The 13945-nt window shown below is 67.3% G+C and carries 10 protein-coding genes; 2 read left to right on the plus strand and 8 right to left on the minus strand.

Annotated elements, in window-relative coordinates:
- Nucleotides 1-65 precede the first annotated feature (65 nt).
- Together DEH84_RS10205 and DEH84_RS10210 are read right to left on the minus strand one after the other, a co-directional pair.
- Entirely contained in the window at nucleotides 66-3233 is a 3168-nt protein-coding gene (locus tag DEH84_RS10205) for an efflux RND transporter permease subunit (RefSeq protein WP_281262551.1), read from the minus strand.
- Nucleotides 3234-3249: 16 nt separating this feature from the next.
- Nucleotides 3250-4413, minus strand: a complete 1164-nt coding sequence (locus DEH84_RS10210; RefSeq protein ID WP_109038319.1) for an efflux RND transporter periplasmic adaptor subunit — start codon at nucleotides 4411-4413, stop codon at nucleotides 3250-3252.
- Between the two features lie 191 nt (nucleotides 4414-4604).
- Between DEH84_RS10210 and DEH84_RS10215 the strand changes: the two genes are divergently transcribed.
- Nucleotides 4605-5468 (plus strand): phytoene/squalene synthase family protein, encoded by an 864-nt coding sequence (locus DEH84_RS10215; RefSeq protein ID WP_109036765.1) that lies wholly within the window; start codon nucleotides 4605-4607, stop codon nucleotides 5466-5468.
- A gap of 17 nt (nucleotides 5469-5485) precedes the next feature.
- Here DEH84_RS10215 and DEH84_RS10220 read toward each other — a convergent pair whose 3' ends face one another.
- Nucleotides 5486-6655: a TIGR03790 family protein gene (locus DEH84_RS10220; protein WP_109038320.1), complete on the minus strand. Its 1170-nt coding sequence runs from the start codon at nucleotides 6653-6655 to the stop codon at nucleotides 5486-5488.
- A 123-nt stretch (nucleotides 6656-6778) separates the two neighbouring features.
- On the opposite strand from DEH84_RS10220, the gene DEH84_RS10225 reads away from it, so the two are divergent.
- Nucleotides 6779-7522 (plus strand): IclR family transcriptional regulator, encoded by a 744-nt coding sequence (locus DEH84_RS10225; protein WP_109036766.1) that lies wholly within the window; start codon nucleotides 6779-6781, stop codon nucleotides 7520-7522.
- Nucleotides 7523-7598: 76 nt separating this feature from the next.
- On the opposite strand, the gene pbpG is transcribed toward DEH84_RS10225, so the two are convergent.
- The 5 genes from pbpG to DEH84_RS10250 all read right to left on the minus strand — a co-directional run bounded on the left by pbpG (nucleotide 7599) and on the right by DEH84_RS10250 (nucleotide 13940).
- Complete coding sequence (pbpG, locus tag DEH84_RS10230; protein WP_425429010.1) at nucleotides 7599-8660, minus strand: D-alanyl-D-alanine endopeptidase; 1062 nt, start codon at nucleotides 8658-8660, stop codon at nucleotides 7599-7601.
- A gap of 361 nt (nucleotides 8661-9021) precedes the next feature.
- Nucleotides 9022-10563, minus strand: a complete 1542-nt coding sequence (locus tag DEH84_RS10235) for a 2-isopropylmalate synthase (RefSeq protein ID WP_109036767.1) — start codon at nucleotides 10561-10563, stop codon at nucleotides 9022-9024.
- A 161-nt stretch (nucleotides 10564-10724) separates the two neighbouring features.
- Nucleotides 10725-11480 carry a CDP-diacylglycerol--serine O-phosphatidyltransferase gene (gene pssA / locus DEH84_RS10240; protein ID WP_245932769.1) on the minus strand — a complete coding sequence of 252 codons (756 nt, stop codon included), beginning with the start codon at nucleotides 11478-11480 and terminating at the stop codon, nucleotides 10725-10727.
- Nucleotides 11481-11647: 167 nt separating this feature from the next.
- Nucleotides 11648-12970 (minus strand): mechanosensitive ion channel family protein, encoded by a 1323-nt coding sequence (locus tag DEH84_RS10245; RefSeq protein WP_342755617.1) that lies wholly within the window; start codon nucleotides 12968-12970, stop codon nucleotides 11648-11650.
- Between the two features lie 31 nt (nucleotides 12971-13001).
- Entirely contained in the window at nucleotides 13002-13940 is a 939-nt protein-coding gene (locus DEH84_RS10250) for a histone deacetylase family protein (protein ID WP_109036769.1), read from the minus strand.
- Nucleotides 13941-13945 lie beyond the last annotated feature (5 nt).

The following is a 13945-nucleotide window of genomic DNA, read 5'->3' on the forward strand; positions in this document are numbered from 1 at the left end:
CGCCCCGATTTCGGGAACGCAGGCGCAGACCGCCGGACAGGCTGATTTGGTCCGAACCAGCGATTCTAGCGCGGGACCGTGCCGGTTTTTGCCACGGTGCCGGGGTCTCGCACCCTGAACCAGGCTGCATACATCGCCGGCAGTGCGAGCAGGGTCAGCGCGGTGGCCACGATGAGCCCGCCCATGATGGCCACGGCCATCGGCCCCCAGAACGCGCTGCGGCTCAGCGGGATCATGGCGAGCACGGCCGCGGCCGCCGTCAGCACGATCGGGCGGAAGCGCCGCACGGCCGCGCCCACGATGGCGTCCCAGGCGGGCACGCCGCAGGCACGGTCCTGCTCGATCTGGTCGATCAGGATCACCGAGTTGCGCATGATCATGCCCATCAGGGCGATGACGCCAAGCAGGGCCACAAAGCCGAACGGGCGGTTCAGGACGAGCAGGGCCCCGGCCACACCGGCAATGCCCATCGGCCCGGTCAGGAAGACCAGCAGCGCACGCGAGAAGCTCTGCAGCTGCAGCATCAGCAGCGTGAAGATGATGAACAGCATCACCGGCACGTGGGCCAGGATGGAGCCCTGCCCCTTGCTGCTTTCTTCCGCCGTACCAGCCAGCTGGACGGTGTAGCCCGGCGGCATGCGGGTCTGCAGATCCGTCATCTTCGGCCACAGGGCCTGGCTGACGGTCGGCCCCTGGATGCCTTCGCGCACATCCCCCTGCACGGTGATGGCAAAGCGCCGGCCCTCGCGCCACAGCACGCCCGGCTCCCACACCAGGTGGGGTTTTGCAACCTGCAGCAGCGGCACCATGCGGCCTGTGGCGGTGGCGACGTAGGCGTTGTCGAGCGCCTCGAGCGTCAGGCGTTCGGACTGTGGCGAGCGCACGTCGATGTCGATCAGACGGTCGCCCTCGCGGTACTGCCCGACGGTCACGCCCAGGGTCTGAAGGCGACTGGCCTGCGCAATGGCCTGGGTGGTGACGCCCAGGGCGCGTGCCTTGTCCTGGTCGACTTCCAGGCGCATGGCCTTGATGGATTCGTTCCAGTTGTCGTTGACACCCAGCATGTCAGGGTGGCCACGCATCAGGGTCTTCGCTTCCTCGGCCAGGCGGCGGAGTGTGACGACGTCGTCCCCGACGATGCGGAACTGCACCGGATACGGCACCGGCGGGCCGTTGGGGAGGAGCTTGACGCGTCCGCGAACCTCGGGGAACTCCTCGGCCAGCAGGCGGGGCAGGTCCCGGCGCAGGCGTTCGCGCGCCGCCATGTCGACTGGCAGCACAACGGCCTGGCTGACGTTGCTCTGCGGAAAGATCTGGTCCATCGGCAGGTAGAAGCGCGGCAGGCCAGAGCCGATCCAGGTGCTCACGGACTGCACACCCGGCTCCTTCATCATCCGCGCCTCGAAGCGGCGGGCGATGGCTTCGGTGGACTCGATGCTGCTGCCTTCCGGCTGCCAGATGTCGACCAGGATCTCCGGGCGGCTGGAATCCGGGAAGAACTGCTGCTGCACCTTGCCCATGCCGACGAAACCGAGCGCCAGGGCGAGCAGTGTCAGGGCGATCGTGATCCAGCGGTGCCGCACGCAGGCGTTCACCAGGGCGCGGAAGCGCACGTAGAACGGCCCGGCATACAGGTCGGCGCTGCCCTCCTCTGCCCGCGACACCTTGGGACGGGTGCGCAGCAGCCACTGCCCAAGGTAGGGCACGAAGTAGACGGACACCACCCAGGAGATGAGCAGGGCCGCCGCCGTGACGGCGAAGATGGCGAAGGTGTACTCGCCCACCGACGAGTTCGCCATGCCGATGGGCAGGAAGCCGGCTGCGGTGATCAGCGTGCCGGTCAGCATCGGCATGGCGGTGATGTCGTAGGCCGCGGTGGCCGCCGTCAGCTTGTCATAGCCCTCTTCGAGCTTGTGCACCATCATCTCGACGGCAATGATGGCGTCGTCGACCAGCAGGCCGAGCGCGATGATGAGCGCGCCCAGCGAGATCTTGTGCAGGCCGACGCCCCAGTAGAACATCACGAGGAAGGTGACCGCGAGCACCAGCGGGATGGTGATGGCCACCACCAGGCCGGGCCACACATCGAGCCGGAGTGGCTTCGTGTGCAGGCCCAGGCTGACGAAGCTCACGGCCAGCACCACGACGACGGCCTCGATCAGCACCTTGACGAACTCGCCCACCGAGGTCGACACGGCCTGGGGCTGGTTCTGGATCTGCGTCATCTCGATGCCGACGGGCAGTTCGGTCTGAATGCGCGCCGTGGCGACCGTCAGGTTCTTGCCCAGCGCGATGATGTCGCCGCCCTTGGCCATGGACACACCGAGCGCGATGACGCTCTTGCCCTGATGGCGCACCCGGGTCGACGGGGGGCTCTCATAGCCGCGGCGGACGGTGGCGATGTCGCCCAGCTTGAGCGAGCGCGCACGGCCCGTGGTCGGATCGATCACACGGATCGGCATGACCCTCAGGTCGTCGACCGAGCGGAAGGCCCCGTTGACCCGCATCTGGATGTTGGCGGCCTCGCCGGCGTAGAAGCCCGCGCCCTCCACGCCGTTCTGCGCGTTGAGCTGAGCCAGCAGCTCCTGCATGTTGATGCGCATCTCGGCCAGACGCCGCTGCGGCACCTCGATGAAGACCTTCTCGGCCTGCACGCCGAACAGTTCGACTTTGGCCACGCCGGGCACGCGCAGCAGTTGCGAACGGGTCTGGTCGGCGAACTGGCGCAGTTCCTCTTCGGTGAAACCGTCGGCCGACAGGGCGTAGATCGAGCCGTAGACGTCCCCGAACTCGTCGTTGAAGAAGGGGCCCAGCACGCCGGGCGGCAGTGTGTGCCGCATGTCGCCGATCTTCTTGCGGACCTGGTACCAGAGGTTGGGAATCTCCTTGGGCGGCGAGGAGTCCTTCACCTGCATCAGCGTGAAGGACTCGCCGGGCTTGGTGTAGGACTGGATCTTGTCCGCGTAGGGCACCTCCTGCAGGGTGCGCTCGATCTTGTCGGTGACCTGCTGGGCGACTTCCTGTGCGGTGGCGCCCGGCCAGTAGGCCCGCACCACCATCACGCGAAAGGCAAAGGGCGGGTCTTCGTCCTGACCAAGCTGGAAGTACGACACCAGGCCCAGCACCATCAGCACGACCATGAGGTAGCGCGTGAGCGCGGGGTGCTCGAGCGCCCAGCGGGAAATATTGAAACGCTGGCGCGACGCGCCGGGATCGCGGGGGGGAATGCTCACCACAGGCCTCCGGCGATCACGAGCGGGAAGCGGCCGGGGCCGCGGACGATGCCGCCGGCTGCGACACACCGATGCGGCCCTCGTAGCGGCGCACTTTCTGGCCCGGGCTCAGCACATGGGCGCCAGCCGTCACCAGTTCCTGCCCGGGCGTCACACCGCGAGAGATCAGCACCATGTTGCCGACGACATCGGCGGTCACCACGGGCACCGGCTTGACGGTCATGCTGTTGCCGTCCAGCACCCAGACCACCGACTTGCCTTCACGCTCGGCCACGGCCTGCAAGGGCACACGCACGCCTTCCTGGGCGCGCACCGAGGCCATCAGGCGCACGGTGGCCGTCTGCCCCAGCTCGAAGCCGCGGGCACTGGCCACATCGGCCTTGACCAGGTAGGTGCGGGTCAGGGTGTCTGCTGCAGCGGCCACTTCGCGCACGGTGGCCGGCACCCACTCGCTGGTCCCCCAGCGCCGCACCTGCACGCCGCCCGCGCGTCCATGGAGGCCGCGCAGCGTCGGGCCCATGTCCTCTGGCACATGGAAGAGCACATCGCGGGGGCCGTCATGCGCCAGCGTCAGCACGGGCAGGCCAGGGCTCACCACCTGGCCCGGCTCAAGCTCCACACCGGTGATCACGCCCGGGGCATCGGCCACCAGGGTGGCGTAACCCGCCTGATTGCCTTGCACGCCAGCCTGGGCGCGCGCCTGGCGCAGGCTGGCCTCCGCGGCCGTGGCCATGGCCTGGTAGCGATCGAGCTGCGCCTGGCTGATGAAACCCTGCGCCTTCAGGTCGGTGAAGCGTCGCAAGTCGGCCGTGGCCTGAGTGGCCTGCGCTTCGGCAGCCGCCACACCCGCCCGGGCGGCATCCTGACTCAGGCGCAGGTCCTGCGCGTCGAGCTGCGCCAAGGGCTGCCCCTTGCGCACGGTCTGGCCAGAATCCACCATGCGACGCACCACCTTGCCGCCGACCTGGAAGCCCAGGCGCGACTCGGTGCGCGCGCGCACCTCGCCGGCAAACTCGCGTTCGAGCTGCCCACCGGTCTCTGCCACCACCAGCGTGCGGACCGATCGCACCGGGGCGGGGCTCTCAGCCGGCTTGCCACAGGCAGCCAACAACGCCGACACGGCAAGGACAAAGGGCAGGCGCAGCGAACGGCGCGGCCGGGAACGGCGAGAAGAGCTCATGTGCTTGGCGTTGTGGTTATGGCGAGCGCGGTGGCGGGGCCGCGACGCTGCTTCGGGAAACAGCCGGGCCAGTGCGATGCGCAACCGCACCCCTGTCAATAACTGACCCGCGAGTCAGTAATGTTGGCAAGGAAACAGGGCACTGTCAATCAAGCCTTTGGCGACAATACGCGACCCTGTGCCCCCGATCCATGCCTTCCATCGCGCCCTCCTCCCCCTTTCCCCGCCCGGGCAGCAGCCTGGCGGCCACCCTCGCGCTCGTTCCGGTCCGCCGCCGCCCTGCCTCGGCCATATGGCTGAACTGGTGGCACGAAGTCAGCGCAATCCCTTATGCGGTCAGCGATCCGGGTGTCGCCGAAACCAAGCTTCGCTGGTGGCAACAGCAAGTCCACGGGGCCGCGCAACACGGCCAGGCCGAACACCCGCTGCTGAAAGCGTGGCTGGCCCTGCCCCTTGAAGACCGGGGCCTGCAGGACTGGTCCCTCTGGCTGGGACAGATTGATGCGCTGCTCGGGCTGCTGCAACAGACGCGGTGGCTCGATCAGGCGACGATGTTGCGACACATCGACGGCAGCACCGGCCGGGCGTGTGAAGGCGCGGCGCTGGTACTCGGCGCATCAGACACCGACGCGACACGGGCGGCAGGCCGGCAGATCGGGCGCGGCTTGCGGCTGACCCATCAACTGGCTCGCCTCGGGCAGGACGCCCGCGCCGGCTGGGTGCACGTGCCGATCGACACCTTGCAGGCCCACGCCGTGCGGGCACACGAGCTGACCAAGCCCGGCGCACAGCCCCCTGCAGGCTGGTCCGGGTTGCTGGCGGCCCTGCATGCCCAGGCGGCTGACGCGCTGCAGCAGGGGCTCGCCCTGGTGCGGGCGCTACCGGCCGCCGACCGCCGGGCACTGCGTCCGCTGGTGGCGCTGGCCCGCATGCATCTGGCACTGATCGACGAAGTGCGCACACATGGCGATCGGGTGTTGCACGAACGCATCATGCTGACGCCGCTGCGCAAGAGCTGGATCGCCCTGCGCGCCGGCTGGGGCTGGCTGAGCTGAGTCAGCCAGCCAACCGCTCACGGCTCATCGCGCGAGAACGGCGCGGCCAACGGCTCGCCCACAAACAGCCCCTGCTGCGGCCACGCCACACTCTTCCAGTAAGCCTCGATGGCGGTGGCGCCCTGTGCGTAGAACAACACCAGGGCCTGGGGGTTCGGGAACTTCTGGAGGTGCGCGCATGGCTCGCTCGTGGTGCCGTAGCTGGCCGTCACGCCGGCGTCGATCCACGACAGCACGGTCATCTGACCGTGCGGACGGTCCAGTACGCCACCGAACGAGGTCAGGTGATCACCCAGCGCGCCGGGCAGGAAATCGACGGTGTCGAGCCAGTCGACATGCGTGCGGCCCGTGAGGTACACCAGCACGCGCTCGGCATGGCGCAAGGCATCCGTCTTGTCGAGGAAGACCTCGACGCCCGCCTGCGGCAACTTGCCCGCCGGCGGAAACAGCAACTGCCGCTGGCTGCGGATGGCGTCAGAGGTCGTCACGAAGTGAACGTGGGCTGTCGGGCCCCCTTTGAGGCCGAGCGTGTTGTCGGCCTTCACGCCGCGGTCGATCAGGGCTTTTGCACCTTTGACGTCGCGTGACGCGAGCAGCATGCTCAGGCGCACCCGGTAGTCGGTGTAGGGCCGGGTGGTGTCGGAGCCGAAGTAGAGGCTCGGGCGAGTGGCTGCGCAGGTCTGGCTGCACAGCTTGGCGTCGTACCCCAGGGCCAGGGCACCGGGCAGCGAGTTGCAGCCCACCGCATACGGCAAGCGCCAGGCGAGCGCCAGCGCCTGGGTCTGCTCGCCAAAGAAGGCATCGACCTGCTGACGGAAGGCGTCGAACTCCGCCACCGTCAGCTCACCGCGCACGGGGAGCCGCACCCGCAGGATCTGATCTTCGGGGATCTTCCGGGCCTTCGCGTAGTACTCCCCCACCTGAACCGAATAAGGGTCGTCCAGGTTGATCACCAGGCCGACTTCGCGGACGGTGAGTCGACCATAGACGCGCGGGGCCTTGAACCACTGCCGGGCGGGCTGGCTGGCGCGAGAAGCCACAGGTGACGGTGCAGCAGCTGGGCTGGAACGCAAGGCGGCGCTCGCCGCGGCATCCTGGGCCCGCACGGCGGACGGCGAGGTGGTCAGCACGCACAACGCGGCCAGGGCGGCACACGGCAAGGTGCGCCAGAACGAGGAAAAGTGCATGACCAAGATGAAATACCGGTTCGTCACGGGGCAGAGGCCGGAAATGCCCTCAAGTGCAGGATTATTTCGCCGATTGAGCAGCCATCCCGTTCACCGAAACGGCCTCCCGCACAGGAAAACCCCATGAGCGAATCGAGTGCTGCGTCCACGTCCATCCAGGTGCTCAGCAGGATGTTCTCCCTGCTCGACACCCTTGCCCACGAGGGCGACTCCGTCTCCTTGAAGTCCATCAGCGAGCAGACGGGCCTGCACCCTTCCACCGCACACCGCATTCTCAATGACCTCGCCGTCGGGGGCATGGTCGAGCGCTCGGGCCCCGGGGCCTACCGCCTGGGACTGCGCCTGCTGGCACTGGGCAACCAGGTCCGCGCGCGCCTTGACGTCCGGGAACTCGCCGTGCGCCCGATGCAGGAGTTGCACCGCCAGACCGGGCACACCGTGTCGCTGTTTGTTCGCCAGGATGACGATGCTTTGTGCGTCGAGCGTACGGTGTCGGAGCGCTCGGGCGTGCAGGTGACGCGCGTGATGGGGCTGCGCGTGCCGCTGGCAAGCCATGCGGCCGGCAAACTGTTGATGCTGCAGGATTCGACCACGGTGCTGCAGGTGCTGGCTGCGGCCCAGGGCCTGCGGCTGGAGTCGCTGCAGGCGGAGCTTGCCGCCATCCGTCAGCAAGGTCTGGCGCTCGACAGCGACAGCCCGGACCCGTTGCTGCAACTGGCCGCCGCGCCGGTGTACGACGACCAGGGCCGGGTCTGCGCCGCGCTGGTGCTCAACGCGCCGGTGGCCCGCTTCGGGCAGGATTGGCAGGATGCCCTCAAGCACACCGCGGCCCGCATTTCGGCCAGCCTGGGCTGGACCCACCGCTGACGAGACAGGCCGGACCGCCCAGCAAAAAGCCTCCCGTCGGGAGGCTTTCTTGTCTGTGCCCCGCGAGGAAAAAACCTCAGGACGTCAGCTTGCCGGGCGCACGGGCCGTGACTTCAGGCGACGGCCCCACCGACGAGGTGGTGGCACGTTCCAGCCAGCGGCGCACGCGCTCGGCATCCGCCAGACGCGAGTAACGGCCGGCCGAATCCAGGAACACCAGAATCAGCTTGCGACCCGCCATGCTGGCCTGCATCACCAGACAACGGCCCGCTTCGACGATGTAGCCGGTCTTCTGCAGGCCAATGTCCCAGCTCGGGTTGCGGATCAGCCCGTTGGTGTTGTGGAACTGCACCGTGCGCGCGCCCACGCGGGCAGCGTACTCGCGCGAGGTGGACAGATCCCGGATCAACGGGTGCTGGTAAGCGGCCTTGGCCAGCGAGGCCAGATCCTTGGCGCTCGACTGGTTCTGGCTGCTGAGCCCGGTCGGCTCAACGTAGCGGGTGTCGCCCATGCCCAGCAGGCGCGCCTTGGTGTTCATGGCGCTGACGAAAGCGCGCAGGCCGCCGGGATAGCTGCGACCGAGCGCGTGCGCCGCACGGTTCTCGGAGGCCATCAGCGCCAGGTGCAGCAGCTCGCCACGGGTCAGCGTGGCGCCCACGGCAAGGCGCGAGCTGCTGTTCTTCTCGGTGTCGATGTCGTCGACCGTGATGGTGACCTGCTCGTCCATCGACAAGCGCGCCTCGACCGTGACCAGCGCGGTCATCAGCTTGGTGAGCGAGGCGATCGGCAGCACGGCTTCAGAGTTCTTGGCCAGCAGCACCTCGTTGGTGTCCTGGTCCATGACGAGCGCGACGCTGGACTTCAGCTCCAGCGGGTCCGGCGTCTGGTGCAGGCCGTACAACTGCCCGAAGGAAGCACCCGACGCGCCGGACGCCGCCGCCATGCTGGCGCCCGGGAGCGCACGCGGGACGAGCGACGAAGCGCGGACGGACACAGGCACCACGCGCGCCGGAGCCACGGGCTCGGAACGGGCGACCACGGTGCGCTGCGGAGCAGACGCTTTGGCGAGCTTGGTGCCGCGGCGTGTGTCTTCGCGGCTGGCGCGCGCGCCCTTGCGGCGCGGCTCAGCCAGAGCCACCTGGCGCGATGTCGACTTGCCGGCGCGGGCCGTTCTGGTGGCCTTGCCTGCCGGACGGGCGGCCGCCTTGGCCACCTTGCTGGAACGGGACGGGGCATCGGCCTTGGCGCGCGCAGCCGACTTGGCGCTCACCTTCGTCTTGCTGCCGCGAGCCGTCTTTTCAGCCGCCAGCGCAGACGTCGAGAGACCGATGGCGAAGATCGACACCAGCACTGCTGTCAGCCAGTTTTTGTTCCATTTGAAGCAGATCACGGTTACCGCCCTTTCGTCTCCACGAAGTGTAAATAAAAAACGCGCAAGATCAAAGACTTACGCGCCTTTTATCAAGTGGCCTGGCGAGACAGGCCCTCGTGGAGACCTGTCACCCCTGCGCGGCCACGCGTTCGGCCTTGCTGTGCAGCTTGTTGAGCGCCGCCAGATAGGCCTTGGCCGAAGCCACGACGATGTCGGGGTCGGCGCCCACCCCGTTGACAACGCGACCGCCGTGCTGCAGGCGCACCGTCACCTCACCTTGCGATTCTGTGCTTCCCGAGGTGATGGCATTCACCGAGTACAGGAGAATTTCAGCGCCACTTTTCACGACAGCCTCGATCGCCTTGAGGCTCGCATCGACCGGGCCATTGCCCTCGGCCTCACTGCGGTGCTCGGCCGTACCCGCGGCAAACACGACGCTGGCATGCGGGCGCTCGCCCATTTCGGAGCGCTGCGCCAGCGCGATCAGGCGGTAGTGCTCCTGCTCGCTGGTCACGCTCTCGTCACCCACCAGCGCGATGATGTCCTCGTCGAAGATCTCGCTCTTGCGGTCGGCCAGTTCCTTGAACTTGGCGAACGCGGCATTGATTTCGGTCTCGGAGTCGAGGTCGATGCCGAGTTCCTGCAGGCGCTGCTTGAAGGCATTGCGGCCCGAGAGCTTGCCCAGCACGATCTTGTTGGCAGCCCAACCCACGTCTTCGGCGCGCATGATTTCGTAGGTGTCGCGGGCCTTGAGCACGCCGTCCTGGTGAATGCCGGACGCATGCGCGAACGCATTGGCGCCCACCACGGCCTTGTTGGGCTGCACGACGAAACCGGTCGTCTGCGAGACCAGGCGCGAGGCCGGCATGATCTGCTGCGTCTCGATGCCGACCTCCAGGCCGAAGTAGTCGCGCCGCGTCTTGACGGCCATGACGACTTCTTCCAGCGCGCAGTTGCCGGCACGTTCACCTAGACCGTTGATCGTGCATTCGACCTGACGTGCGCCACCGATCTTCACGCCGGCCAGCGAATTCGCCACGGCCATGCCCAGGTCGTTGTGGCAGTGCACCGACCAGATGGCCTTGTCGGCGTTGGGCACCTTCTGACGCAGGTCGCGGATGAAGTTGCCGTACAGCTCGGGGATGGCGTAGCCGACGGTGTCGGGGATGTTGATGGTGGTCGCGCCTTCATTGATCACCGCCTCGCACACGCGAGCCAGGAAATCGAGGTCGGAGCGGTAGCCGTCTTCGGCCGAGAACTCGACGTCCGACGTCAGGTTGCGGGCAAAACGCACCGACTGCTTCGCCTGCTCGAGCACCTGCTCCGGCGACATGCGCAGCTTCTTCTCCATGTGGAGGGCGCTGGTCGCGATGAAGGTGTGGATGCGCCACGAATTGGCGCCCTTCAACGCTTCGGCTGCACGGCTGATGTCGCGGTCGTTGGCCCGGGCCAGCGAGCAGACGGTAGAGTCCTTGATGACATCGGCGATCGACTTGATGGCCTCGAAATCGCCGTTGGAAGACGCCGCGAAACCGGCCTCGATCACATCGACCTTCAGCCGCTCGAGCTGGCGTGCGATGCGCAGCTTTTCATCCCGCGTCATCGAGGCGCCGGGCGATTGCTCGCCATCGCGCAGGGTGGTGTCGAAAATGATCAGCTTGTCGGTCATGGTCTTCTCCGTGGGTCGGGCACCTGGGGACGGCGAGCCCCGCGCGCGAAGGCACGGTCGCCAAACGAAACGGCCCGCAAGAAGCGCTTGGCGGGCCGTGGTCTGTGGGGTGTCAGGTGCGTTTCAAAATATAGCACGCAGGCCCGATGCAACGGCGTCGCTCAGCGATGCAGTCCTTCTTCATCTGGCTCGTCGGTGGACGTCGAGATGACGCTGACCGGACGGCCCTTCATGCGCTTCCAGACGTACACGCCATAGCCCGACAGGCCGTACAGCATGAACACACCGAACAGCACGATGGGCGGATGGATGGTGATCACCGAGATGCCCAGCGCAATGGCCACAATGGCGATGAAGGGCACCGAGCGCCGGAAGTTCACGTCCTTGAAGCTGTAGAACGGGATATTGGTGACCATCGTCAGGCCCGCGTACAGCGTCATGGCAAAGGTCAGCCAGACCATGCCGGGCAGGCTGAAGGCGGTCTCGCCCATGTCGGTGACGACCCAGATCAGGCCCATGACCAGGGCGGCTGCGGCCGGGCTGGGCAGCCCCTGGAAGAAGCGCTTGTCGACCACGGCGATGTTGGTGTTGAAGCGCGCCAGCCGCAATGCGGCGCCCGAGCAGTACACAAAGGCGGCGATCCAGCCGTACTTGCCCAGGTCCTTCAGCGCCCATTCATAGGCGATCAGGGCCGGTGCGGCCCCGAAGGACACCATGTCTGACAGGCTGTCCATCTGCTCGCCGAAACTGCTCTGCGTGTTCGTCATGCGGGCCACGCGACCATCCAGGCTGTCGAGCACCATGGCACAGAAGATGCCCACGGCCGCCTGCTCGAACTGGCCGTTCATGGCCATGACGATGCCGTAGAACCCGCCGAACAGCGCGGCCAGCGTGAACAGGTTGGGCAGAATGTAGATGCCCTTGCGCGGACGGCGCGGCGGCTCGTCGTCGTCGAGGTGGCGATCGTTGGCGTGGGCGGTGGGATCGCCCTGCTGCGCTTTGCTGGAAACAGGCTGCACGCTGGTGTCTTCGGGTCGGGAAACAGGGGTGACGGGCCAGGCCCGCGGTTGCTGTCGAGGATAACTCAAGCCGCCGGCGCGGCGTGAACCACCCGTTGCGGGAACGGGATCTCCACGCCGAGGCGGTTGAACAGGCTCAGCAGGGCCAGATTCACCTCGGAACGCAGGTTCATCTGCCCGTTCTCCGGGTCGCCCACCCAGAAGTTGATCGTGAGCTCGAGCCCGTCGGCGGCAAAGGCGGTCAGGAACACCTGAGGCCGCGGGGTGTCGAGCACGCGAGAGATCGCCGCCACGGTGGCGACGATGTCCGGCATCAGCGTGGCGAGGTCGGTGCCATAGCCGACCTGCACCACCGTGCTGAGCATCAGATCGGGGTCGGCCAGCGAGGCGTTCTCGACGCGCTGGGTGATCAGCAACTCGTTGGGCACGATGGATTCGCGTCCGTTGGCCGCGCGCAGCACGGTGTAGCGGGTGTTGATGTCGGTGATGCGGCCTTCGAAGTTGTCGACGCGCACCAGATCACCGATGCGCAGGCTGCGCTCGGCCAGGATGACGAAGCCGCTGACGTAGTTGGCTGCCAGCTTCTGCAGGCCGAAACCGAGGCCGACACCAATGGCGCCGCCCAGCACCGACAAGGCCGTGAGATCGATGCCCGCCGCCGACAGCGCGACCAGCAGGCCGCACGCGAGCAGGACCGCCCGGATGGCATTGGACGCAATCTTGCGCAGGGACAGGTTGTCGGTGGCGCCCTTGAGCAACCTCGACTCGATGGCAGCCGACAATGACAGCGAGAGGATGAGCACCACGATGGCGCTCAGCACGCCCTGAACCAGGCTCAGCAGGCTGACCCGACTGCCGCCGAGTTTCCACGTGAGGCGGTCCATCTCGTCGATGAGCAGCGGCAGCACGCCGGTGACCCACAGCACCATGCCGAGCCAGGCCACCCACGAGACGGTGCGCTCCACCACCCGGACCGTCTGCGAGGCGGGAAACGCAGCGCCCAGCACCTTGACCGTGAGGCGGATCACCGCAAGCGACACGAGCACGGGTACCGCAATGCGGAACACGGCCAGGGGCATCTCGTCCTGCAGGATGCGGCGCACGCCGACGGCCAGGATCAGCGCGAGCAGAGGAAACAGCACGCCATCAAACACCTTGCGGCCGAACCACACCGAGGAGGGGTCGACCTGCCGGCCACGCCACAGGCGCACCAGCAACCATGACATGCCCAGGCAGCCGAACAGCACGGCCAGTTCGGCCAACGCGGTCGGCTGATTCAGTTGCGACCAGAGCTGGTTGAACTCGCCGGGGCGCCACAGGTGGGCGGCATGGTCGGCGGCGCTGGCGGAAGAGGTGGCGAGGGTCTGGACAGTCAGGGTGTTGAACACGGTGAAAACGGAAGGTGTGGCAGGCGGCGCGTCAGCGTTCTTCGATCAGGGTGCGCACGTGGGCGGCCACGCTTCGGCCCAGCGCGCTGAGGTTGTAGCCCCCTTCCAGGCAGGACACGACCCGCCCTTCGCAGAAACGGCGTGCCACATCCAGAATGCGGGCAGTGATCCAGGCGTAGTCGGCCTCGACCAGGCCCATGCCGCCCATCTCGTCCTCGCGATGACCGTCGAAGCCGGCCGAGATGAAGATCATTTCGGGGCGGAAATCCTCGAGACGGTACATCCAGTAGGAGTCGACCACGTCGCGCACGGTGGCGCCATCGGTGCGCGCGGGCAGTGGCACGTTCACCATGTTGCCCGCCCGACTGTCGGCGCCGCTGTACGGGTAGAACGGGTGCTGGAAGAAGCTGACCATCAGCACCCGGTCATCGCCGGTCAGGATGTCTTCGGTGCCGTTGCCATGGTGCACGTCGAAGTCAACCACGGCCACACGCTGCAGTCCGCGCACATCGAGCGCGTGCCGCACGGCCACCGCCACGTTGTTGAAGAAGCAGAACCCCATGGTCTGGTTGTGCATCGCGTGGTGGCCTGGCGGGCGCACGGCGCAGAAGGCGTTGCTCAGGCGACCGTCGAGCACGGCGTCGGTGGCGGCCACGGCGGCACCGGCTGCCCGCCACGCCGCCGAACGGGTGCCCGGGCAGGCCCAGGTGTCGGGGTCGAGCGCGCGGGTGTCGCCGGTGGCTTCGAGCTGTTGCAGGAAGTCGTCCAGGGTCAGCACGTAGTTGAGGTCGTGCGCCAGCGCGAGGTCGTTGTTCGAGGCCAGGGGCACCTCTTCTCGCTGCAGCAGGGCGTCCAGGCCCTGTGCACGCAACTGGTCCTCGATGGCGCTGATGCGCTGCGGACACTCCGGGTGGCCTGTGCCCATCTCGTGGGCCAGGCAGTCGGGGTGAGAAAAATAGCCGGTTGCCATGGGTC

This window comes from Aquabacterium olei, assembly GCF_003100395.1.
Lineage (GTDB): Bacteria > Pseudomonadota > Gammaproteobacteria > Burkholderiales > Burkholderiaceae_C > Aquabacterium > Aquabacterium olei.

What these genes read in the sequence shown, in the direction of transcription:
- DEH84_RS10210 (WP_109038319.1), bottom strand. Translation starts at nt 4,413, where the DNA reads ATGAGCTCTTCTCGCCGTTCCCGGCCGCGCCGTTCGCTGCGCCTGCCC.
- DEH84_RS10215 (WP_109036765.1), top strand. Translation starts at nt 4,605, where the DNA reads ATGCCTTCCATCGCGCCCTCCTCCCCCTTTCCCCGCCCGGGCAGCAGC.
- DEH84_RS10220 (WP_109038320.1), bottom strand. Translation starts at nt 6,655, where the DNA reads ATGCACTTTTCCTCGTTCTGGCGCACCTTGCCGTGTGCCGCCCTGGCC.
- DEH84_RS10225 (WP_109036766.1), top strand. Translation starts at nt 6,779, where the DNA reads ATGAGCGAATCGAGTGCTGCGTCCACGTCCATCCAGGTGCTCAGCAGG.
- DEH84_RS10235 (WP_109036767.1), bottom strand. Translation starts at nt 10,563, where the DNA reads ATGACCGACAAGCTGATCATTTTCGACACCACCCTGCGCGATGGCGAG.
- DEH84_RS10250 (WP_109036769.1), bottom strand. Translation starts at nt 13,940, where the DNA reads ATGGCAACCGGCTATTTTTCTCACCCCGACTGCCTGGCCCACGAGATG.